18 protein-coding genes and 1 riboswitch are annotated in these 19,539 nt (G+C 72.3%); of the genes, 5 read left to right on the forward strand and 13 right to left on the reverse strand.

What is annotated here, in order from left to right:
• Positions 1–12 precede the first annotated feature (12 nt).
• A complete protein-coding gene (locus ACTVZO_RS17920; protein ID WP_443299343.1) occupies positions 13–1,347 on the reverse strand; it encodes a class I SAM-dependent methyltransferase in 1,335 nt (444 codons plus the stop codon).
• A gap of 136 nt (positions 1,348–1,483) precedes the next feature.
• The gene (locus ACTVZO_RS17925) at positions 1,484–2,869 is read right to left on the reverse strand and encodes an NAD(P)/FAD-dependent oxidoreductase (protein ID WP_443299344.1); all 1,386 of its coding nucleotides are present in this window, start codon (positions 2,867–2,869) and stop codon (positions 1,484–1,486) included.
• 525 nt (positions 2,870–3,394) lie between these two features.
• Between ACTVZO_RS17925 and ACTVZO_RS17930 the strand changes: the two genes are divergently transcribed.
• Positions 3,395–3,667 (forward strand): type II toxin-antitoxin system Phd/YefM family antitoxin, encoded by a 273-nt coding sequence (locus ACTVZO_RS17930; RefSeq protein ID WP_443299345.1) that lies wholly within the window; start codon positions 3,395–3,397, stop codon positions 3,665–3,667.
• Positions 3,664–3,933, forward strand: a complete 270-nt coding sequence (locus ACTVZO_RS17935; RefSeq protein WP_443299346.1) for a type II toxin-antitoxin system RelE family toxin — start codon at positions 3,664–3,666, stop codon at positions 3,931–3,933. The genes ACTVZO_RS17930 and ACTVZO_RS17935 overlap by 4 nt, the downstream gene beginning before the upstream one ends.
• A 66-nt stretch (positions 3,934–3,999) precedes the next feature.
• Here ACTVZO_RS17935 and ACTVZO_RS17940 read toward each other — a convergent pair whose 3' ends face one another.
• The 7 genes from ACTVZO_RS17940 to ACTVZO_RS17970 all read right to left on the reverse strand — a co-directional run bounded on the left by ACTVZO_RS17940 (position 4,000) and on the right by ACTVZO_RS17970 (position 11,365).
• Complete coding sequence (locus tag ACTVZO_RS17940; protein WP_443299347.1) at positions 4,000–4,998, reverse strand: Ppx/GppA phosphatase family protein; 999 nt, start codon at positions 4,996–4,998, stop codon at positions 4,000–4,002.
• Positions 4,995–5,546 (reverse strand): DUF501 domain-containing protein, encoded by a 552-nt coding sequence (locus ACTVZO_RS17945; protein ID WP_443299348.1) that lies wholly within the window; start codon positions 5,544–5,546, stop codon positions 4,995–4,997. The genes ACTVZO_RS17940 and ACTVZO_RS17945 overlap by 4 nt, the downstream gene beginning before the upstream one ends.
• A gap of 86 nt (positions 5,547–5,632) precedes the next feature.
• Complete coding sequence (locus ACTVZO_RS17950; protein WP_384225154.1) at positions 5,633–6,124, reverse strand: FtsB family cell division protein; 492 nt, start codon at positions 6,122–6,124, stop codon at positions 5,633–5,635.
• 90 nt (positions 6,125–6,214) lie between these two features.
• Positions 6,215–7,501 carry a phosphopyruvate hydratase gene (gene eno / locus ACTVZO_RS17955; RefSeq protein WP_030156501.1) on the reverse strand — a complete coding sequence of 429 codons (1,287 nt, stop codon included), beginning with the start codon at positions 7,499–7,501 and terminating at the stop codon, positions 6,215–6,217.
• A 283-nt stretch (positions 7,502–7,784) separates the two neighbouring features.
• On the reverse strand, positions 7,785–8,489 hold the full coding sequence (locus tag ACTVZO_RS17960) for a transglycosylase family protein (RefSeq protein WP_443299349.1): 705 nt from the start codon (positions 8,487–8,489) through the stop codon (positions 7,785–7,787).
• 3 nt (positions 8,490–8,492) lie between these two features.
• Positions 8,493–8,665: riboswitch (cyclic di-AMP (ydaO/yuaA leader) on the reverse strand.
• Positions 8,666–8,941: 276 nt separating this feature from the next.
• Positions 8,942–9,976 (reverse strand): transglycosylase family protein, encoded by a 1,035-nt coding sequence (locus tag ACTVZO_RS17965; RefSeq protein WP_443299350.1) that lies wholly within the window; start codon positions 9,974–9,976, stop codon positions 8,942–8,944.
• A gap of 102 nt (positions 9,977–10,078) precedes the next feature.
• Positions 10,079–11,365, reverse strand: coding sequence for a cytochrome P450 family protein (locus ACTVZO_RS17970; protein WP_443299351.1), 1,287 nt, complete (start codon positions 11,363–11,365; stop codon positions 10,079–10,081).
• A 121-nt stretch (positions 11,366–11,486) separates the two neighbouring features.
• Between ACTVZO_RS17970 and ACTVZO_RS17975 the strand changes: the two genes are divergently transcribed.
• On the forward strand, positions 11,487–12,707 hold the full coding sequence (locus tag ACTVZO_RS17975; RefSeq protein ID WP_443303205.1) for a globin domain-containing protein: 1,221 nt from the start codon (positions 11,487–11,489) through the stop codon (positions 12,705–12,707).
• A 35-nt stretch (positions 12,708–12,742) separates the two neighbouring features.
• On the opposite strand, the gene ACTVZO_RS17980 is transcribed toward ACTVZO_RS17975, so the two are convergent.
• Both ACTVZO_RS17980 and ACTVZO_RS17985 read right to left on the reverse strand, forming a co-directional pair.
• A complete protein-coding gene (locus ACTVZO_RS17980) occupies positions 12,743–13,795 on the reverse strand; it encodes a nucleoside triphosphate pyrophosphohydrolase (protein WP_443299352.1) in 1,053 nt (350 codons plus the stop codon).
• 28 nt (positions 13,796–13,823) lie between these two features.
• Complete coding sequence (locus ACTVZO_RS17985; protein WP_443299353.1) at positions 13,824–14,447, reverse strand: SurA N-terminal domain-containing protein; 624 nt, start codon at positions 14,445–14,447, stop codon at positions 13,824–13,826.
• A gap of 192 nt (positions 14,448–14,639) precedes the next feature.
• Here ACTVZO_RS17985 and ACTVZO_RS17990 point away from each other — a divergent pair, with 192 nt between their 5' ends.
• Positions 14,640–16,988: a YfhO family protein gene (locus ACTVZO_RS17990; RefSeq protein WP_443299354.1), complete on the forward strand. Its 2,349-nt coding sequence runs from the start codon at positions 14,640–14,642 to the stop codon at positions 16,986–16,988.
• On the opposite strand, the gene ACTVZO_RS17995 is transcribed toward ACTVZO_RS17990, so the two are convergent.
• Both ACTVZO_RS17995 and ACTVZO_RS18000 read right to left on the reverse strand, forming a co-directional pair.
• Positions 16,976–18,490, reverse strand: a complete 1,515-nt coding sequence (locus ACTVZO_RS17995) for a protein kinase domain-containing protein (protein WP_443299355.1) — start codon at positions 18,488–18,490, stop codon at positions 16,976–16,978. The genes ACTVZO_RS17990 and ACTVZO_RS17995 overlap by 13 nt on opposite strands.
• Complete coding sequence (locus ACTVZO_RS18000; protein ID WP_443299356.1) at positions 18,487–19,119, reverse strand: hypothetical protein; 633 nt, start codon at positions 19,117–19,119, stop codon at positions 18,487–18,489. Before ACTVZO_RS18000 ends, ACTVZO_RS17995 begins: the two co-directional genes overlap by 4 nt.
• Before the next feature lie 208 nt (positions 19,120–19,327).
• Here ACTVZO_RS18000 and ACTVZO_RS18005 point away from each other — a divergent pair, with 208 nt between their 5' ends.
• Positions 19,328–19,501: an Rv0909 family putative TA system antitoxin gene (locus ACTVZO_RS18005; RefSeq protein WP_443299357.1), complete on the forward strand. Its 174-nt coding sequence runs from the start codon at positions 19,328–19,330 to the stop codon at positions 19,499–19,501.
• Positions 19,502–19,539 lie beyond the last annotated feature (38 nt).

Raw genomic sequence — 19,539 nt, forward strand, 5'->3', positions numbered from 1 at the left:
ACGCCTGCGCCCCTACGTGCCCCAGGTGCGCAGCCGCAGCGGCAGCCCCGAGTCGCCGCCCGCGCCGGGGCGCACCGCGAGGACCTGGTTGACCCCGAGCCGCCCGTGCTCGAAGCCGAGCGCGGAGGCCGCCATGTACAGCAGCCACACCCGCGCCCGGCCGGGCGAGGTGAGGCGTACGGCCTCGTCCCAGTGGGTCTGCAGCCGGGACACCCAGGCCCGCAGGGTGAGGGCGTAGTGCTCGCGCAGCGCCTCCACGTCGCGCACCTCGAAACCGGCCCGCTCCAGCTCTCCGACGGTGCTGCCGAGCGGCGAGAGCTCCCCGTCGGGGAAGACGTACGCGTCGATGAACTCGTCGATCCGGTAGGCCTCTTCGTCGGGCTCCGGGGGCCGGGCGATCTGGTGGTTCAGCAGGCGGCCGCCGGGGCGCAGCAGGGCGTGCAGGGTGCGGGCGTACTCGCGGTAGCGGTCGGAGCCGACGTGTTCGGCCATGCCGATCGACGAAATCGCGTCGTACGGGCCGTCCTTGACGTCCCGGTAGTCCTGGACGCGGATCTCGATCCGGTCGGCCAGGCCCTCCTCGGCGACCCTCTTGCGGGCATGCGCGGCCTGCTCCCGGGAGAGCGTGATGCCGGTGGCCCGGACCCCGTACTCCCGGGCGGCGTGCAGGACCATGGAGCCCCAGCCGCAGCCGACGTCCAGGAGCCGCGCTCCGGGCGTCAGGGCGAGCTTGCGGCAGACCAGGTCGAGCTTGTCGCGCTGGGCCTCCTCCAGGGTGGCCCCGGGTCTCCAGTAGGCGCAGGAGTACACCATCGACGGGCCGAGCACGTGGCCGTAGAACTCGTTGCCGACGTCGTAGTGGTGGCTGATGGCCGCCCGGTCGCGGACCTTGGTGTGGACGGCCCCGCCGCGCCGGGGGGCCTCCTCGGGCGGCGGTGCGGGCGCGGGCCACGGCCGGGCCAGCGCGGCGAGGTCGCGTACGGCGGCCCGCGCGGCGGGGTCGCGCAGCAGCTCGAAGGTGCCGGCGGCGCGGGCGAGCCGGGCGTGCCGGACGGGGGCGGTGGGCCCGGCGGCGGGCTCCCGCTCCCAGAGCAGCCCCGCCACCCGGTCCAGCAGTTCGAAGAGGTCGCCCTCGACGGTCAGGTCCCCGGCGACCCAGGCGCGCGCCAGGCCCAGCTCGCCCGGCTTCCACAGCATGCGGCGCAGGGCCCGGCGGTTGGCCAGCACGAGGGTGGGGCCGGTGGGCGAACCGGCCTCGCTGCCGTCCCAGGCCCGTATGCGGACGGGCAGCGGGGAGCCCAGCAGGGTCTCGGCGAGTGCGGCCAGCCGCGGCGCGGCGTCGGTCATCGTAGGCACCTCCAGAAAGCTCCGACGCATCGGCCTACCCATTCCGGGGCCCGGACATGCCGAAGGGGCCGCCCGCACCACGGATGGCGGGCGGCCCCTTCGGGGACGTGCTGGGGGTGTTCCGGTCAGACCCGGGTCAGGAGGCCTTGGCCTTCTGGGCCGGTGCCGCGGCGGCGGCCGGAGCCGGAGCCGGCTTGGCGGCCTCGTAGAACTCCTCGCGGGGGGTCTCCAGCGCACCGAGGGAGACGACCTCGCGCTTGAGGAACATGCCGAGGGTCCAGTCGGCGAAGACGCGGATCTTGCGGTTCCAGGTCGGCATGGCCATGCCGTGGTAGCCACGGTGCATGTACCAGGCGAGCCGGCCCTTGAGCTTGATCTTCATCTTGCCCATGACGATCATCGCGACGCCCTTGTGGAGGCCGAGGCCCGCCACCGCACCCTTGTTGGAGTGCGAGTACTCCGACTGCGGGAAGCCGCGCATGCCCGAGATGACGTTGTCGCCGAGGACCTTGGCCTGGCGCAGCGCGTGCTGGGCGTTCGGCGGGCACCAGGCGTTCTCGACGCCGGCCTTGCGGGAGGCGACGTCCGGGACCTGGGCGTTGTCGCCGGCGGTCCAGATGTAGTCCGTGCCCGTGACCTGGAGGGTCGGCTGGGCGTCCACGTGGCCGCGGGGGCCCAGCGGCAGGCCGTAGCGGGCCAGCACCGGGTTGGGCTTGACGCCGGCGGTCCACACGATGGTGTTGGAGTCGACCTCGAGGCCGTTCTTCAGCACCACGTGGCCGTCCACGCAGGAGTCCATGGAGGTGTTGAGGTAGATCTCGATGCCGCGGGACTCGAGGTGCTCCTTGCCCCAGGTGCCGAGCTTGGGCCCGACCTCGGGAAGGATCTTGTCGGCCGCGTCGACCAGGATGAAGCGCATGTCCTCGCGCTTGATCGTGGAGTAGTACTTCGCGGCGTCGCGGGCCATGTCCTCGACCTCGCCTATGGTCTCCGCGCCGGCGAAGCCGCCGCCGACGAAGACGAAGGTGAGGGCCTTGCGGCGGACGTTCTCGTCCGTCGTGGACTCGGCCTTGTCGAGCTGCTCGAGGACGTGGTTGCGCAGGCCGATGCCCTCTTCGACGCCCTTCATACCGATGCCCTGTTCGGCGAGGCCGGGGATCGGGAAGGTGCGGGAGACGGCGCCGAGCGCGATCACCAGGTAGTCGAAGGGCAGCTCGTACGCCTCGCCGACCAGCGGCGTGACGACGGCGACCTTGCGGTCCTGGTCGATGCTGGTGACCCGGCCGGTGAGTACCTCTGCCTTGGGCAGCACGCGTCGCAGCGGGACGACGACGTGCCGAGGCGAGATGCTGCCTGCGGCCACTTCGGGGAGGAAGGGCTGGTAGGTCATGTACGAGCGCGGGTCGACGACCGTGACGGTCGCCTCGCCGTAACGCATCTTCTTCATGATGCGCTTGGCTGCGTACAGGCCTACGTACCCACCTCCTACAACGAGGATCCTGGGACGCTCCGTGGTGCTCATGTGAACGAGTATCCAGCACCCGATGGGGTGTCGCTCGTGAGCCCCTTCACAAGGTGACCGAAGGCCTCTGCTACACTCCGCCGCCCACGTGACGGAGGTCATGGCGCACAACGGGAACCACGGTGTAACGGGAGTCGTTGTTCACCCGTCCTGAACTGGCCTCCAGGCCTTCAACCGGACTGGACCACCAGCCTTCGTCCATACCTCCGACGCGGAACCCGTCGCGCCCGCCGATCGCACGAACGGCCACGAAAAGGGGCCTGCGGGCCTCGGTAGGGGCCCGAAAGGCCCATCCGCTGGCCCGACAGGCCCCTTTTCCTTGTGAAGAACTTCACGAACTTCGTGTGGATCACGGGACCAAAGCCCCTCTCGGGGACCCTCCCGGGGCCTCCCGAGACCTCTACGGCCCCCCGCACACCCGCCGTTCAGGCAGCGGACCAGGCGATGCCGTCCAGCATTCCCCCTGTACCCATCCCGGATCGGCGCACCATCACGCGTGTACACAGACACGCGTACACTTGATTCATGAGTGAGAACGCTGTGACCGTGCGCGAAGCCCGCGCCCACCTCGCGGACCACATCAACCGGGCCGAACAGGGCGCCCCGACGATAATCACCCGCAACGGTGCCCCAGTGGCCGCCCTCGTTCCGATCGCCGATTTCAACGCGCTGGAAGACGCGGCCGACGAACTGCTGGCGCGCGAGGCAGAGGCCGTGCTCGCCGAGGGCGGACCGACCGTGACCATGGCCGAGCTCCTCGCCGACCTGTTCAGCGAACGGGGTGACGGCGCGGCGTGAAATACGCGTTCCGGTTCACCACCGCTGCGCAACGCCAGCTCCGGGCGATCGACAAACCGGCCGCCATGCGGATCCTCGCCGCCCTGACCGCGCTGGGAGACGACCCCTTCCGCGAGGACGCCGACATCAAGAAGCTCACCGGACCCTCCGGCCTCTACGGGCTCCGGGTCGGTAGTTACCGGATCGCCTACCAGGTGCTGGACGGCGAGATCGTCATCCTCGTCGTCAAGGTCGGAGACCGCCGCGACGTCTACCGCAACATCTGAAAGCCGAACACGGCAGCGGCGCTCCGGTGAGTTCACCGGAGCGCCGCCGTTCAGCCATGCAGCAGCTCAAGACCGCTGCTTGTCAGCCTCGGCCTCTTCTGCTGCCTTGATCGCGATGCCGTCGAGGATGTCGTGCTCCGAGACGACGACCTCCGACGCGCCGGTGCGCTCCATGATCGCCAGCAGGACCAGGGCTCCCGCGCCGATCACGTCCACCCGGCCCGGGTGCATCACGGGGATCGCCGCGCGCTCGGCGTGGGTCGAGGTCAGCATGCGCTCGCTGATCTCGCGGACCTGCTCGTAGCCGATCCGGGAGTGGTGGATCCGCGAGGAGACGTACTCCGGCAGGCCGAGGGCGATCCCGGCGACCGTGGTCACCGAGCCGGCCAGGCCCACCAGGGTGCGGGCCTCGGCCAGCGGGACCGTCTCGGCGGCCAGGTCCAGCGCCGCCTCGATGTCGGCCCGCATGGCGGCCACCTGCGCCGCGGTCGGCGGGTCGCTGACGACCCCGTCCACCACCAGGTGGCGCTCGGTCATCCGGACGCAGCCCACGTCCACCGAGCGGGCCGCGCGCACCTGCTCCTCGCCGACCACGAACTCGGTCGAGCCGCCGCCGATGTCCACCACCAGGAACGGCCGCTCCACGGGGGTCCCCCCGGACGAAGCCGGCGGGAGGTCGTGGACGACGAGCTCCTTGGTGGCGCCGGTGAAGGAGTACTCCGCCTCCTGCTCCCCGGAGATCACCTCGGGTTCGACGCCCAGGATGTCCAGGACGCCCCGTACGAAGTCGTCGCGGTTCTCCGCGTCCCGGGAGGCCGAGGTCGCCACGAAGCGGATCTTCTCCGCGCCGAGCTCCTTGATGACCGCCGCGTACTCCCGGCAGGCCGCGAAGGTGCGCTCCAGCGCCTCCGGCGCGAGCCGGCCCGTCTTGTCCACGCCCTGGCCGAGGCGGACGACCGTCATCCGTCGGTCCAGCTCGACGAGCTCGCCGGTGTCCGGGTCGCAGTCCGCCACGAGCAGGCGGATGGAGTTCGTACCGCAGTCGACGGCGGCGACCCGGGTCATCCCCGCGGCCCCTCGTCGTCCGCCTTCTTCTCCCCGCACGGGGTGACGCAGGCGCCCTTGGCCCACCACTCCGGCAGCATGGCGATCGCCTCGTCGCCGAGCGGGTTCACGCCCGGGCCCGCGGCCAGCGAGTGGCCGACCAGCACGTGCAGGCACTTGACCCGGTCCGGCATGCCGCCGGCGCTGGGGAAGCCCTGGAGCACCTCGATGGCGTCGCGGCGCCGGATGTAGTCCTCGTGCGCGGCCTGGTAGGCGGCGGCGAGCTCGGAGTCCTCGGCGAGCCGGGCCTGCATCTCCTTCATCACGCCGTTGGCCTCCAGCGTGCCGATCGCGGAGGCCGCGCGCGGGCACGTCAGGTAGTACAGCGTCGGGAAGGGGGTGCCGTCGGGGAGCCGCGGCGCGGTCTCGACCACGTCCGGCTGGCCGCAGGGGCAGCGGTGGGCGATGGCGCGCAGCCCGCGCGGCGGGCGGCCGAGCTGCTGCTCGAACGCCTCGATGTCCGCGTCGGTCGGCTCGGTCCGGTCGGTCTGGGGCGGGGGCGTCTGCATGCCTGGAGGAAGTCTCTTCGTTCTCGTGGATGGGTACTGCGGTACGGATGCGGTGCGGTACGGATGCGGTACGGGTGCGGTCGGGCTCAGTCGCCGGGGCGGTCGGCCTTGTCCACTCCGTCCCACACGTTGGAGTACCAGGGACGGTCGGAGCCGGCCTGGCCGGTGCGGTGCCGCTCGGCCGCCGCCTGGGCCCCCGGGTCGGTCATGATGTAGCCGATCTCCCCCGGGCGCAGGAAGTGCAGGTGCTTGCGCGCCTGCTGCTCCGCGTACGCGTCGTCCTGCCAGCGGGCCTTCTCGTCGCGGAGCCGCTCCAGGCGCTCCCGCGCGGCGGCCGCGGCCCGCTGCTGCTCCGCGATCTCCGAACGCTGGGACACGTACTGGCGCATCGGATACGCGAGGGCGACGACCAGGGTACAGAGGACGAGCACCAGGAGCGCGGCACGGCCGGTGAGCCGGCTGCGGCGGACCTGGCGGCGCGACTGCGAGCGGTAGACATGCGCGGCGGTCCGCTCGCCGAGCTGCTTGAGCCTGGTCGCGGTCGAGAAGGTGGAGAACCGATCCCGGTTCCCGGCCATTGATCCGCCTCCCCTGTGTACGCACTACGCACTACGTCCCCGCACACGGTACGGGACCGAGTGCGGGGACGTACGGAGGCGAGGGCGTGGTTAGCCCTTGAAGCGGGGGAACGCGCTGCGGCCCGCGTACACCGCGGCGTCGTCGAGGATCTCCTCGATGCGCAGCAGCTGGTTGTACTTGGCGACGCGGTCCGAGCGGGCCGGGGCGCCGGTCTTGATCTGACCGCAGTTCACGGCGACGGCAAGGTCGGCGATGGTGACGTCCTCGGTCTCGCCGGAGCGGTGCGACATCATGCACTTGAAGCCGTTGCGCTGGGCCATCTCGACGGCGTCGAGGGTCTCGGTCAGCGAACCGATCTGGTTCACCTTCACGAGCAGGGCGTTCGCGGAGCCCTCCTCGATGCCGCGGGCCAGGCGCTCCGGGTTGGTGACGAAGAGGTCGTCGCCGACGATCTGGACCTTGGCGCCGAGGCGGTCGGTGATGACCTTCCAGCCGGCCCAGTCGTCCTCGTACAGCGGGTCCTCGATGGAGACGAGCGGGTACGCGGAGACGAGCTCCTCGTAGTACTCGGTCATCTCTGCGGCCGAGCGGGACTGGCCCTCGAACTCGTACTTGCCGTCCTTGTAGAACTCGGACGCGGCGACGTCGAGCGCGAGCGCGATGTCCTTGCCCGGGGTGTAGCCGGCCTGCTTGATGGCCTCGACGATGAGGTCGAGCGCGGCGCGGTTGGACTCCAGGTTCGGGGCGAAGCCGCCCTCGTCACCGAGACCGGTGGAGAGGCCCTTGGTGTGCAGGACCTTCTTGAGGGTGTGGTAGACCTCGGCACCCCAGCGCAGCGCCTCGGAGAAGGACTCCGCGCCGATCGGGGCGATCATGAACTCCTGGATGTCCACGTTGGAGTCGGCGTGCGACCCACCGTTGAGGATGTTCATCATCGGAACGGGCAGCAGGTGCGCGTTCGGGCCGCCGAGGTAGCGGAAGAGCGGCAGGTCCGAGGCCTCGGACGCGGCGTGCGCGACGGCGAGGGACACGCCGAGGATCGCGTTGGCGCCGAGCGAGCCCTTGTTGTCGGTGGCGTCCAGGTCGAACATGGCCTGGTCGATCAGGCGCTGCTCGGTGGCGTCGTAGCCGACGAGCTCCGGGCCGATCTGCTCGATGACGGCGAGGACGGCCTTCTCGACACCCTTGCCCATGTAACGGTTGGGGTCACCGTCACGGAGCTCGATGGCCTCGAAGGCACCGGTGGAGGCGCCGGACGGAACTGCAGCACGGCCGGTGCTGCCATCGTCGAGGCCCACCTCGACCTCGACCGTGGGGTTGCCTCGGGAGTCCAGGATTTCCCGGGCTACGACGACGTCGATGGACGGCACGAGCATCTCCTTCTGGGATGTGACGCTGGGTGTGCGGTGGCATCAGGCCGTGGGATGGCCTTGCCGCCTAGAGCCTAACCGGCTCCGGGCACTGGGCCCGCCGACCGCCCGGGTCCTGGGACGAAAAAGGGTCCGAATACCCCTCTTCCGGGACATAGGGCTCTTGATCATCACGGCCCCGCCCGCGCACGCGCCACCGCCCGGCGCGTGGGGAAGGCGCGCCGGGCGGTGGGTGGTGGTGCGTGGTACTGCCTGTTGCTCGGGGACACCGCGGCTATTGCCGCAGTGTTCAGCTGAGCTTCAGCTTCTGACCCGGGAAGATCAGGTCGGCGTCCGAGACGATGTCCTTGTTCAGCTCGAACAGCTTCTGCCAGCCGCCCTGCACGCCGTTCGCCTCGGCGATGGTGCCCAGGGTGTCGCCGGACTTCACCTCGTACGAGCCGTTGCCGGTCTGCGGGGCCGGGGTCTCGGTGCGCTCGGAGCCGGTGACCGGGGCCTCGGCGCGCTTCGGCTCCGTCTTCTTCGGCTCGGTCTTCTTCGGCTGGGTCTTCTTGGGCTCGGTCTTCTTCTCCTGCTTGGGGGCGGCCTCGGTCGCGCCGCCGCCGGTGTAGGAGGAGTTCGACAGGCCCTTGCCGCAGTGCGGCCAGGCGCCCTTGCCCTGGCCCTTGAGGACCTTCTCCGCGACGGCTATCTGCTGGGACTTCGAGGCCTGGTTGGCCTGCGGGGCGTACGACTTGCCACCGAACGCGGCCCAGGTGGAGGACGAGAACTGCAGGCCGCCGTAGTAGCCGTTGCCGGTGTTGATGGCCCAGTTGCCGCCGGACTCGCACTGCGCGACCTTGTCCCACTCGGACGCGGTGGCGGCGCTGGCGGTGCCCGCGGCCATCAGGGGGGCGGCGACGGCCACACCGGCGACACCGGCGAGCGTGACGATGCGGACGGACCGCTCGATTGCAGTACCGCGACGGTGCTTGCCCTTGCCGGAAAGCAGCATGGAGTTTCTCCTCACCGACGCCTACGAGGTGAGCTGTCGGGTTCGGGCGAGTGAGTTGCCCGGCCGTGCGACCTAGCGCACGTCTTAACCCCTAGCCGGTGGCGTGACCGTCTCTCAACGGCCGCTCCCGGCACCTACCTTGGTTCCCCCGCTCCTGCCTTCGGCGCTTGACGCGACGACTGTTCCCCCCGTCCGCCGGCAGGATTCGGCGATGCGGTCGAAGGAGCTCGCGGTGGCGAGCGATTCAGAAGGTAGACAGGTCTCTCCCCGATGTTCAACGAGCGGCATCGGGGAGAAACGGGCCCTACTTGCGCCCCTCGTACGGATGTTTGCGCAGGTGAGGGCGGGGTTTGCGGCAGCCGCCGGGTGGGACACGCCAGTTGACCGGAAGAGACACATGTCTCACTTACAGAAAACGGACAATCAACTCTTTCCGGCTGCCCGAAGTGCCCTTATTCGGCAGTTAGATCCAAGTTTTGTCCGGGCTTGATCAGATCGGCGTTCTCGCCGATGACCTGCTCGTTGGCCTCGTAGAGGGCGTTCCAGCCGCCCTTGAGTCCCTTGGCGTCCGCGATGGCCGTCAGGCTGTCGCCCTCCTTGACGGTGTACGTGGGCTCCGACGGGACGTCAGACGGGCCGGGGGCCTCGAGCGCGGGCGCGCCGCGGTGCTTGCCGTTGCCCTCGGGGGCGGTCACGGGCGGTGCGGCGGGGTCGGGCGAGGCCTCGGGGGTCTCCGGGGCCGCAGGCGCCGTCGGGTCGCCCGGGGCCACGGGGGGCCCGGTGACCGGGGGCTGGCCCGGGGTCACCGGCGGGGTGACGGGCGGCGTGGTGGGCGCGTCCGGGCTCACGGGGGCGGTCGGCTCGGTGGGCTCCACCGGGGCGGGCGCCGTGGTGGGGTCGTCCGGCGAGGGCATGACGGGCAGTCCGAGGGAGGGCGCGAGCGGGCCGTCGGGGAGCGCGAACGACGGGCTCGGCGCGGGCTGCGTCGGAGCGCCGAAGTCCGTGGACGGCTTGCCGGTCCCGGTGGTGGGCACGCCGTGGTCCGGGCGGGACGGCGCGGCGCCGGCCTGGGAGCCGCCCGGCAGGCCGGGGTCGACCTCGGCGGCGGGGCCCTGGCCGTCCAGCCCGGCCGAAGCCGCGCACAGCGGCCACGCCTGCGGGCCCTGGGAGGCCAGCACCCGCTCGGCCACCGCGATCTGCTGGGAACGGCTCGCCAGGTCGGCCCGCTCGGCGAAGTCGAGTCCGCCGGCGTTGCTCCACTGCTCCTGGCTGAACTGCAGGCCGCCGTACTGGCCGCTGCCGAAGTTCGCGCTCCAGGCGCCGCCGCTCTCGCATTCGGCGACCTTGTCCCACGTGGACGTGTCGGCCGCACTGGCGTTGGTGGCGGCGAGCAGCGGCAGTGCCAGCGCGGAGCCTGTGACTCCGGCGGTGACGACTATCGCGGGCACCTGGCGGGGGCGTCTGTGGCGGCCGTTCCCGGAACGCATGAGCTGCACCTTTCGCATAACGGCGGGGTAACGGCAGAACCTAGCGGCCTTCGAACGATTGTCACAACTCCGGTCGGCAACTGACTTCCGGTCAGTCGCCCTTCAGATGTTTCGGGGTGTGAAGCGCACGGGAAGGGTGCGCAGGCCACGCATGATCAGCCCGCCGCGCCAGCGCAGGTCTTCGGGCGGAACAGCTAGTTCCAGATCTGGCAGACGCGTGAGCAAAGTCGCAAGCGCGGTCTGTCCTTCAAGTCGTGCGAGCGGAGCGCCCAGGCAGTAGTGGATGCCGTGCCCGTATCCGAGGTGCTGGTTGTCCGTCCGGGAGAGGTCGAGGGTGTCCGGCTCGGCGAAGCGCGCGGGGTCGCGGTCCGCGGCCGCGAGGACGACCAGGACCGGATCCCCGGTGGCGACCCGCTGCCCGCCGAGGGTCAGCGGCTCGGTGGCGAACCGCCAGGTGGCCAGCTCCACGGGGCCGTCGTAGCGCAGGAGTTCCTCGACGCCGGTCTCCAGCAGGCCGCTTTCGCCGGCCGCGAGGGAGGCCTGGAGGCGCTCGCGCTCGCCCGGGTTCATGAAGAGGGAGTGGACGCCGTTGCCGATGAGGTTGACGGTGGTTTCGAAACCGGCGAAAAGCAGGATGAAAGCCATGGCCGTGGCCTCGGCCTCGGTGAGGTGGTCACCGTGGTCGCTCGCCCGGATAAGATCGGAAATGAGGTCATTGCCCAGATCATCCCGCTTGCGGTGGATGAGTTCCCCGAGATAGGTCCGCATCTGCTTCACGGAACGGGCCACTCCGCCGCGCGGGCCTCCGCCGTGGCGGATCATCATCCCCGCCCAGTCGCGGAAGTCGTCCTGGTCCTCGCGCGGTACGCCGAGCATCTCGCAGATGGCGTAGATGGGGAGCGGGAAGGCGAACTCGTGGATGAGGTCCGCCTCCCCCCGCTCCGCGAACCCGTCGATGAGGTGGTCGGTCAGCTCCTGCACCCGCGGGGTGAACTCGGCGACCCTGCGCGGGGTGAACGCCTTCGACACCAGCCGCCGCAGCCGGGTGTGGTCCGGCGGGTCGATGTTGAGCAGGTGCGTCATCAGCTCGGCCTTGCGCTCCCCCGGGATCCCGGTCTTGCCCTTGGCGTGCGCGGGCTCCGCGTGGTGCGCCGGGTTCTTGCTGAGCCGCTGGTCGGCCAGGGCCTGGCGGGCGTCGGCGTACCGGGTGACCAGCCAGGCCTCGACCCCGCTGGGGAGCTTGGTGCGGTGCACCGGCGCGTGCTCGCGCAGCCAGGCGTACGCCGGATACGGATCGGTCGCGAACTCCCAGTCGAAGAGGGTCGGGCCCCGGCCGGCGGGGCGGGCCGAAGGGGTGTCTGCGGGGTCTGCGGGGGTCTGCTCGTGCACCCGATGACCGTATCCCGGCGCCGTCCCCCCATCCCATATGGGTGCTTCGCCGCGGCTGTCCGCAGATCCGCCGTCACTTGACCTCACCTTCCCCGGCATTCCTACTTTCGGTTTTGTGGATGTGAGGATCTTGAAGAGCAGCTTCGCGGTGGTGGAGAGACGGGCCGAGCACGCGGTCAAGTACTTCTACTCCCACCTCTTCTGGCACAACCCCGGCATCCGTGAGCTCTTCCCGGCCTCCTCCGAGGACATGGAACGGCAGCGGGACCGGCTCTTCGCCGCGCTCACCCACGTGATCGCCCACCTGGAGGACGACGGGCTCCTCCCCTATCTCCGCGACCTGGGCCGCGACCACCGCAAGTTCCGGGCCGGACCCCAGCACTACGCGGCCGTGGGCACCAGCCTGCTCGCCGCCCTCGCCGAGGCCTCCGGCGAGGCCTGGACCCCGCAGGCCGAGAAGGCCTGGGCCGAGGCGTACCAGCTGATAGCCGACGCGATGCTGGCCGGCGCCGCCGCGGCCGAGGAGCGGGAGCCGGCCTGGTGGGACGCGGAGGTCGTACGCCATCTCCAGTACGGCGAAGACATCGGCGTACTGACCCTGAAGCCGCACGCCCCCTTCCCCTACCTCCCCGGCCAGTACGCGAGCGTGAGCAGCGAACGCGTCCCGAGGACCTGGCGCACCTACTCCATCGGCAACGCCCCCCGCCCCGACGGCACGCTGGACCTGCACGTCAGCCGGATCGAGCGGGGCCGGCTCAGCACCGCCCTGGTCCGCGACGTGCAGCCGGGCGAGATGCTGCGGCTCGGTGCCGCGGGCGGGCGGCTGACCTTCCGCCGCGGGGACCGTCCGGCCAGCCTCATCGCCGCCGGAACCGGGTGGGCGCCGGTCCGGGCCCTGTTGGAGGACCTCGCGGAGCGCCCTCCCGACCAGGACGTCCGGCTCTTCGTGGTCGCGCGGGACGCCGCGCACCTCTACGACCGCCCGCTGATCGACGAGTACGCCGCCGCCTGCCCCTGGCTCTGCGTCACCTACCTCACGCCCGCCCCCGGGCAGCACCGCAACCAGGCCACGGACCGGCTGGCCACCGCGCTCGGCCACCGGGGGATGTGGCCCGAGCAGGACGTCTACCTCAGCGGACCGCCGCTGTTCGTCGAGGAGACCGCCCGCCTCCTGGAGGAGCTGGGCGCCCTGCCCGGCCGGATCTTCCACGACTCCGTGCCCGCCGCCGGACGCGGCCACGGCCCGAACGGCCGCCCGCTGGGCTTCGGAGAGTGGTTCCTGAACCGCCCCTCGCCGCACTGGCACAACCCCTCGGGCCGCGCGCCGGGGGATCCGGCGTAGCTCGTCCGGCGTAGCTCGTCCGGTGCCGCCGTGGGCTACTCGCCGACGCCCTCGGCGGCCCGGATCGCGGCCCGGTAGGCGCGGGCGGCGGCGCGCAGCGCGGTCTCGGGGTCGGTGCCCGCCGCCTCGGCGCGTGCCGCCAGCGCCAGCAGCTCGTAGCCGATGCCCTCGCCGCGGGGCAGCTCCACGGCCACCCCGCCCGTACGGGCCCGCCCGGCGAGCTTGGCCGCGAGCGCGAGCCCCGGCTGGCCCAGCGGGATCCCGTCCGTGACGGACTCGCGGCTCTTCTCCACCGCCTTGGTGCGCTGCCAGTGCGCGCTGACGTCCTCCGGGGTCTCGGCCTTCTCGTCGCCGAAGACGTGCGGGTGCCGGTGGATCAGCTTCTCCACGAGGGTCCCGGCCACGTCGTCGATGGAGAACGCCCCGCCGGCGCCCTCGTCATCGTCATCGTCACCGGACTCCTCGCCGTCCTGCGCCGTGCCCTCCCCGGCGCCCTCCTCCGCGATCCGGGCGTGGAACACCACCTGGAGCAGGACGTCCCCGAGCTCCTCGCGCAGTTCCTCCCGGCTCCCGTCCTCGATGGCCTCGACCAGTTCGTACGCCTCCTCGATCGCGTACTTGGCCAGGCCCCGGTGGGTCTGCCGGGAGGTCCACGGGCACTCGCGCCGGACCCGGTCCATCACCTGGACCAGATCGAGCAGGCGGGCGCCCGGCAGGTCGTACGAGCCGGGCAGCAGCTCCAGATCGGGCATGGCGACCCGGCCCGAGCCCGCGAGACGGGCCAGCCCGTCGGTGAGCCGCTGGTCGCCCTCACCGCTCAGGAGCACCACGACCGTGCCGCCCCCGGCGCAGGCCCCGACCAGCTCCTGCGCGTCCGGGCTCCCCTGCACGACCTCGACACCCGCGTCCCGCAGGTACGGCAGCTGCGGGTGGCCGGGGTCGGCGCACAGCACCCGCTCGGCGGCGTGCAGGGTCTGCCACGCGGGCCAGGACAGCACGCCGGGGGCGACCCGGTGGCTGGTGGTCAGCAGGACGATGCGCCCGGTGGGCTCGGCCGCGGTGGACTCGGAGGGATCGTGGTCGGTCACCCCCCGAACCTACCTCCGCGGGCGCGCCTCAGGCTCCGGCGGGTGCCTGCTCGGGCCGGGTCCGCTGGGTGATCCAGGGGGTCTCCCCGGCGCCGAGCTTGATCTGCTCGACGTCGAAGGAGCCGTAGCGCGGGTTGACCTCGATGTGCAGGGCCTTCGCGGCGGTCCGGGCGGGCTCCTCCAGCTTCCCGTTGCCGTACTTGGCGGTCAGCTTGGTCAGCAGCGCCCGGTCCCGCAGCAGCCGGTCGGCCTGGCCGGGAGCCATGGCGCCCTTCTGCAGGAGCGCCGCCTCGAACTGCCCGGGCCCGCCCTCCGCCTCGACCAGCGCCTTGCGCTGCTCCTCGATGTCCTTCTCGGACACGGAGATCCCGGCGGTCTTGGCCATCTTGTCGATGATGCGGCTCTGGAGCATCGCGTCGAGCTTCTGCCGCTCCAGGTTGGGGGTGCTCGCGATGAGCTCCGCGGCGGCCTGTCCGGTGCGGTTCTGGGCGGCACGCACCTCGTTCACCTGGGCCTGGACGGCGGAGGTGGTGATCCGTTCGCCTCCGACGACGGCCGCGGTGCCGGGGTGCGCCTGCCCGGAGCACGCGGACAGCAGTGGGGCCGCCAGCAACAGGGCGGTGGAGACGGAGAGCGCAGTGCGACGGTGCAAAGGAGCCTCCAGGGCCGGGAGATTGTGCGTCGGTGCACAAGGGCCTTGCGATGATCGATGGTATGCAGTCAGGGTGATCCGAGCCACTGATTCGACCAACGATTCCCGGGGTGTTGGGGTGCGCCTCTGTTCGTGTCGCGGCCACCCCTCGGTCATCCCGCCGTCCTCCGGTGGTGCCAAGGTCGGCGCACCATGTCGACACCGCACCGCTCGCCGCGACGCCTGAGCCTGGCCGGCTCCGCGCTCGCCGCCCTGCTCACGGTGGTGGCCGTGTGTGCCGGGGACGCCGTCGCCCGCGTCTTCCCCTACGGACCGCGCCACCGCAGCATCAACGACCTCGGCAACCAGTTCGTCCCCTTCCACGCACACCTGTGGGACCTCCTGCACGGGCGTGCGGAGGGCGGGCTGCTGTTCAACTGGCAGTCCGGCTACGGCACGAGCTTCCTGCCGGACCTGGGCACCTATCTGGCCAGCCCCTTCGCGGTGCTGGTCGGGCTGTTCCCGCGGGCCGACATAGACCTGGCGGTGTACGTGGTCACCGTGCTCAAGACGGCCGCCGCGGCAGCGGCCATGACCTGGCTGCTGCGCACGCAGCGCCGGGGGGCCTGGTGGGCGGCGGGGCTGCTCGGGGCCTCGTACGCGCTGTGCGGCTGGTCGGTGATCGAGGCCTCCTACAACCCGATGTGGCTCGACGGCCTGATCGCCTTCCCGCTGCTGTGCCTGACCGGGGAATGGGCCCTGCGCGGGCGGCGGCTCACGGCGGCCGCGCTGGTCGTGGCCGTGTGCTGGACGGCGAACTTCTACACCGCCTACATGGCGACCCTCGGCGCGGCACTGGTGGTGCTGGTCCGGGTGGTGCTGACCCGGGAGGGGGCCAGGGCCCGGCTGGCCGTGACCGGCCGGGCGGCCGGTACGACCGTGCTGGGGATCGCGCTCGCGGCGCCGGTGCTCGCCCCCCTCTTCCTCAGCTCCGGGCAGGCCTATCCGGGCTGGGTCAAGGAGTTCCGGCCGGTGTCCTGGGCGGACCTCTTCGCGCGGCTGCTCCCGGCCACGTACTCCTTCTCCTCCCCCGCCGTCTTCGTCGGCACCGGAACGCTGCTGCTGGTGGCCGCACTGCCCTTCCACCGGAAGGTGCCGCCGCGCACCCGGCTGGCGTGGGCCGGGCTGACCGCGGCCGTCGCGCTCTCCCTCCAGTGGGCCCCGACGCACCTGGCCTGGCACCTGTTCGCGACCCCGAACGGGAGCCCGTACCGGCAGACCTTCGTGCTGGCCGGGATCGCCGTGATCGCCGCCTGGGCGGGTCTGTCGGCGGGGCTGCCGGGGCGGCGGGCGCTGGCGGCCGGGGCGGGGCTGCTGGCGGCGGCCGTCCTGTGGGGCGGCGGGAGCCCGCTGGTGACCACCTGGGGGTACGTCCTGTTCGCCGGCGGGCTGGTGCTGGCGGCCGCGGCCTGGTGGGCGCTGCGCCACCGCCGCCTGGTGCTCCCGGCGGCCGTAGTGCTGGCTGCCGTTCTGGTCGGGCAGGGCGCCGCGACGACCGCGTTCGGCCACAAGGGCAAACTGGGCGGGCTCGACGACTACCCGTCCTGGGGCCGCGCGCACACCGCCCGCGCCGGGGCCCTGGCCGGCGCCGAGGGCTGGCCCGCGTACCGCACCGACCCGAGCCGGCCGGCCCTGACGGGCAACGACCCGATGCTGCTGGGCGGGGAGGGCGGTTCGTACTACAGCAGCCACACCCCGGAGGTGTTCACGCGCACGATGGTCGCCCTGGGGGCCGGCTGGACCTCGCGCGGGCGCAACGTGCAGAGCATCGACAGCCCGGTGACGGACGCGGTCTTCGCGGTCGGCGCGCGCCTCCGGCCGGACGGCACGGTCCGCCGCGCCGAGGTCCCGCCGCTGGTGACGACCCGCCCGCCGGGCGCCCCGGCCGCCTACGGGGATTCGCCCTTCGCCAACCAGGAACTGCTGCTGGGCGCGCGGGTGTACGAGGACCCGCTCGCGCCCGGGGTCTGCCGCGCGGGCACGGAGGCCTACCTGTGGGCGCCGGAGTACAACGCGACGGCCCGGCTCGCCGACGGCCCGGCCTTCCGGCTGAACGGCAACGCCCCGCGCAACCGGGCGGCCGTCCAGCCGATGGGCCTCTCGCGGGGCGGGTCCTCGGCGCTGGTCTTCGACCAGGCCGCGCCCGCCCGGTGGGCGCTGTCCTGCCTGGACCGCGGCCGCCTGGACACGGCGGTGGCCCGGCTGCGCGCCACGGCCGCCGGCTCGGTCACGGTCGGCTCCTCGCGGGTGCGGGCCGTGCTCCCCGGCGGCAGCACCGGCACGGCGGTCCTCTCGGTGCCCGCGATCGCGGGCTGGACCTGCAACGGCCGGCCCGCCGCGGCCCACCTGGGCCTGGTGGCGGTCCCCCTGGACGGCCGGACCACCGCGGTGGACTGCTCCTTCCGCCCGCCGGGCCTGCTGCCGGGCGCGGCGGCCGGCGGGCTCGCCCTGGCGGTCGTCCTCGGCCTCGCGCTCGCGCGCGGGCGGCGTCAGCGGACCTGACCGAGCCAGTGCAGGGTGCGGCGGATCTCGCCCGGGAACGGGTGGCCGGGGCCGTGCAGCCGTTCCGCGTCGAACAGCAGACGGGCCAGGGTGTCGCGGGCCGCGGGCCGGTCGCCGAGGGAGAGGAGCAGGTGGGCTATCCGGCGGCGGACCTCCAGGGGCAGCCCGGGGTCCGGGTTGGCGTAGTGGTTTTCGAAGAGCGGGAGCAGCGAGCGGTACTCCGCCAGGGCCGCGGCCGGTTCGCCGAGCTGCTCCAGGCACTGCGCCGCGTCGTAGCGGAAGCGCAGCGACTGGGGGTCGCCGGCCGGGAACTCGTCGGCGAGGCGGCGCAGTTCGGGCAGGGCCCGGCGGTACTGGCCGTCGTCCATCAGCGTGGCGGCGTACTGCTTGCGCAGGGAGCGGACCACCGGCGAGTGCTCGCCGTGCTGGGCGGCGGCGGCCGGGAGGATGCCGCCGAGGATGTCGCCGGCCTGCGTCAGCCGGCCCTGGTCCAGCAGTTTGCGGGCCTCGTCCACGGCGCCGGGGATGTCGGGCCGCGCGGGCGCCGGGGTCGGCGGGGAGGTCGGCTGCGGGGGGATGACGGTGGACCGGTCGGGCCACGGGGCCTGGGGGCGCAGGAAGGGGCGGGTGGGGTCGAGCGGGCCGGCGGGGGCCCGGCTCCCGCTCGCGGGCAGCAGCGGCGCGAGGGCCTCGTACACCGCCTGCGCGGAGGACGGGCGGTCCTGCGGGTCCTTGGCGAGGAGGCGCAGCATGAGGGCCTCCAGCTCCGGCGGGATCTCCGGGCGCTGCGGGCGGACCGGGGCCGGGGGCTCGTACAGGTGGCGGTGGAGCACGCCGAGGGCGGTGGATCCGGCGAAGGGCACGTTGCCGCTGAGGAGTTCGTACAGCAGGACGCCCAGCGCGTACAGGTCGGTGTACGGGCCCACGGCGCCGCTCATGGCCTGCTCGGGTGCCATGTACGCGGGGCTGCCGATGGGCGTGCCGGTGCTGGTGAGGCGGGTGGTGTCGGTGTCCATCACCGAGGCCACGCCGAGGTCGAGGACCAGGACGGTGCCGTCCGGGCGGACCATGACGTTGCGCGGCTTCAGGTCGCGGTGCACGATCGGCACCGCGTGCACGGCGGCGAGCACCGAGCACAGCTGCGCGACGATCGCGACCGCCCACGGCCAGGGGTAGGGGTCGTGCGCGGCGAGGTGGTCGGCGAGGTCGGAGCCCTCCACGTATCCCATGACGAGGAAGAGCTCGTCGCCGTCGCTGCCCGCGTCGTGCACGGTGACCAGGCCGGGGTGGTCGACCTGGGCGGTGACCCGGCACTCGCGCACGAAGCGGCGGCGCAGTTCCTCGGCGACGGTGCCGGGGCCCGCGACCTTGTCGGGCCGCAGCAGTTTGACGGCGACGCGGCGGTCCAGGCGCCGGTCGTACGCCGTCCAGACCTGGCCCATGCCTCCCTGGCCCAGGATGGACGACAGCTGGTAGCGGTCTCCGATGAGCCGGTCGGTCACTGATTCGGGTCCTGGATCGCGGTCCGGTTCGGGTCCTGGTACGGGCCGCCGGGCGGCGGCGGGGTCTGCTTGCGCAGCAGTTCGCTGAGCTCGTCGAGTTCGGCGCGGACCTGCCCGATGCGCGGGGGCGGGGTCGGCTGCGGGGGCTGCTGCGGGACCTGCGGCAGCTGGACCGGGGCGGTGGTCTGGGCGGGCGGGTAGCCGTAGGAGGGCGCGGTCGGCTGCTGCGGTCCGGCGTACGGGGCGGGCTGCTGCGGGTACCAGTGGCCCTGCGGTCCGGCGGTCCGCTGCCGTTCGTGGTGACGGATGTCGGCGACGAGGAAGTACACGCAGGTCGCGAAGCCGGTGAGGATGATGCCGCCGGCCCCCGTGTTGCCCTGCCAGCCGTTGGTGTCCGGGGTCGGGTCGAGGCCGATCAGCACGACCGAGCCGACGGAGAGCACGCCGCTCACGGCGAGCAGCGTCCAGTCGCGGGCCGCGCGGGTCACGATGGCGAGCCGCAGCATCGAACCCCAGGCCAGGAAGCCACAGCTCAGGATCGGCAGCAGCGCGAAGACCACGCGCAAGGCCACCACGCCCCCGGAACTGGGCTGGTGGCCGTGCTGCGGCGGGATGCCGGGGGCGTGCATCGGTGCTCCTGACGGGCCGTGCGGAAAGGGTTTCGGGTATGAGCGTATACAGCGATTCCGGCCATGGAGAGGGGATGTGCCCAACCGTTGTACGGTCGCCGCGCGATCGTGCGCGAAGCGGTCTGAGCAGCGGGTTCCGGACCCCGGCGAGCGAATCACCCCAAACGGGCGTAGCGTCGCAAACGGGACCCGAAAGGAGCACGTGCGCATGGGGATTTTCGACAAGTTCAGGGACCAGGCCAAGGTCAAGGGCAAGGACATCTCCGACAACCTGGAGCAGGAGGCCAACGAGAAGACCGGCAGCAAGTACGCCGATCAGATCGACAAGGCCCAGCAGCAGGCCGAACAGAAGCTCGGGATCGACGACGATCCCAACAAGTAGCCCGCACGCGCGTCACGGGCGGGGCGGCGGCCACGGCC

Source organism: Streptomyces sp. IBSNAI002 (genome assembly GCF_052244475.1).
GTDB lineage: Bacteria > Actinomycetota > Actinomycetes > Streptomycetales > Streptomycetaceae > Streptomyces.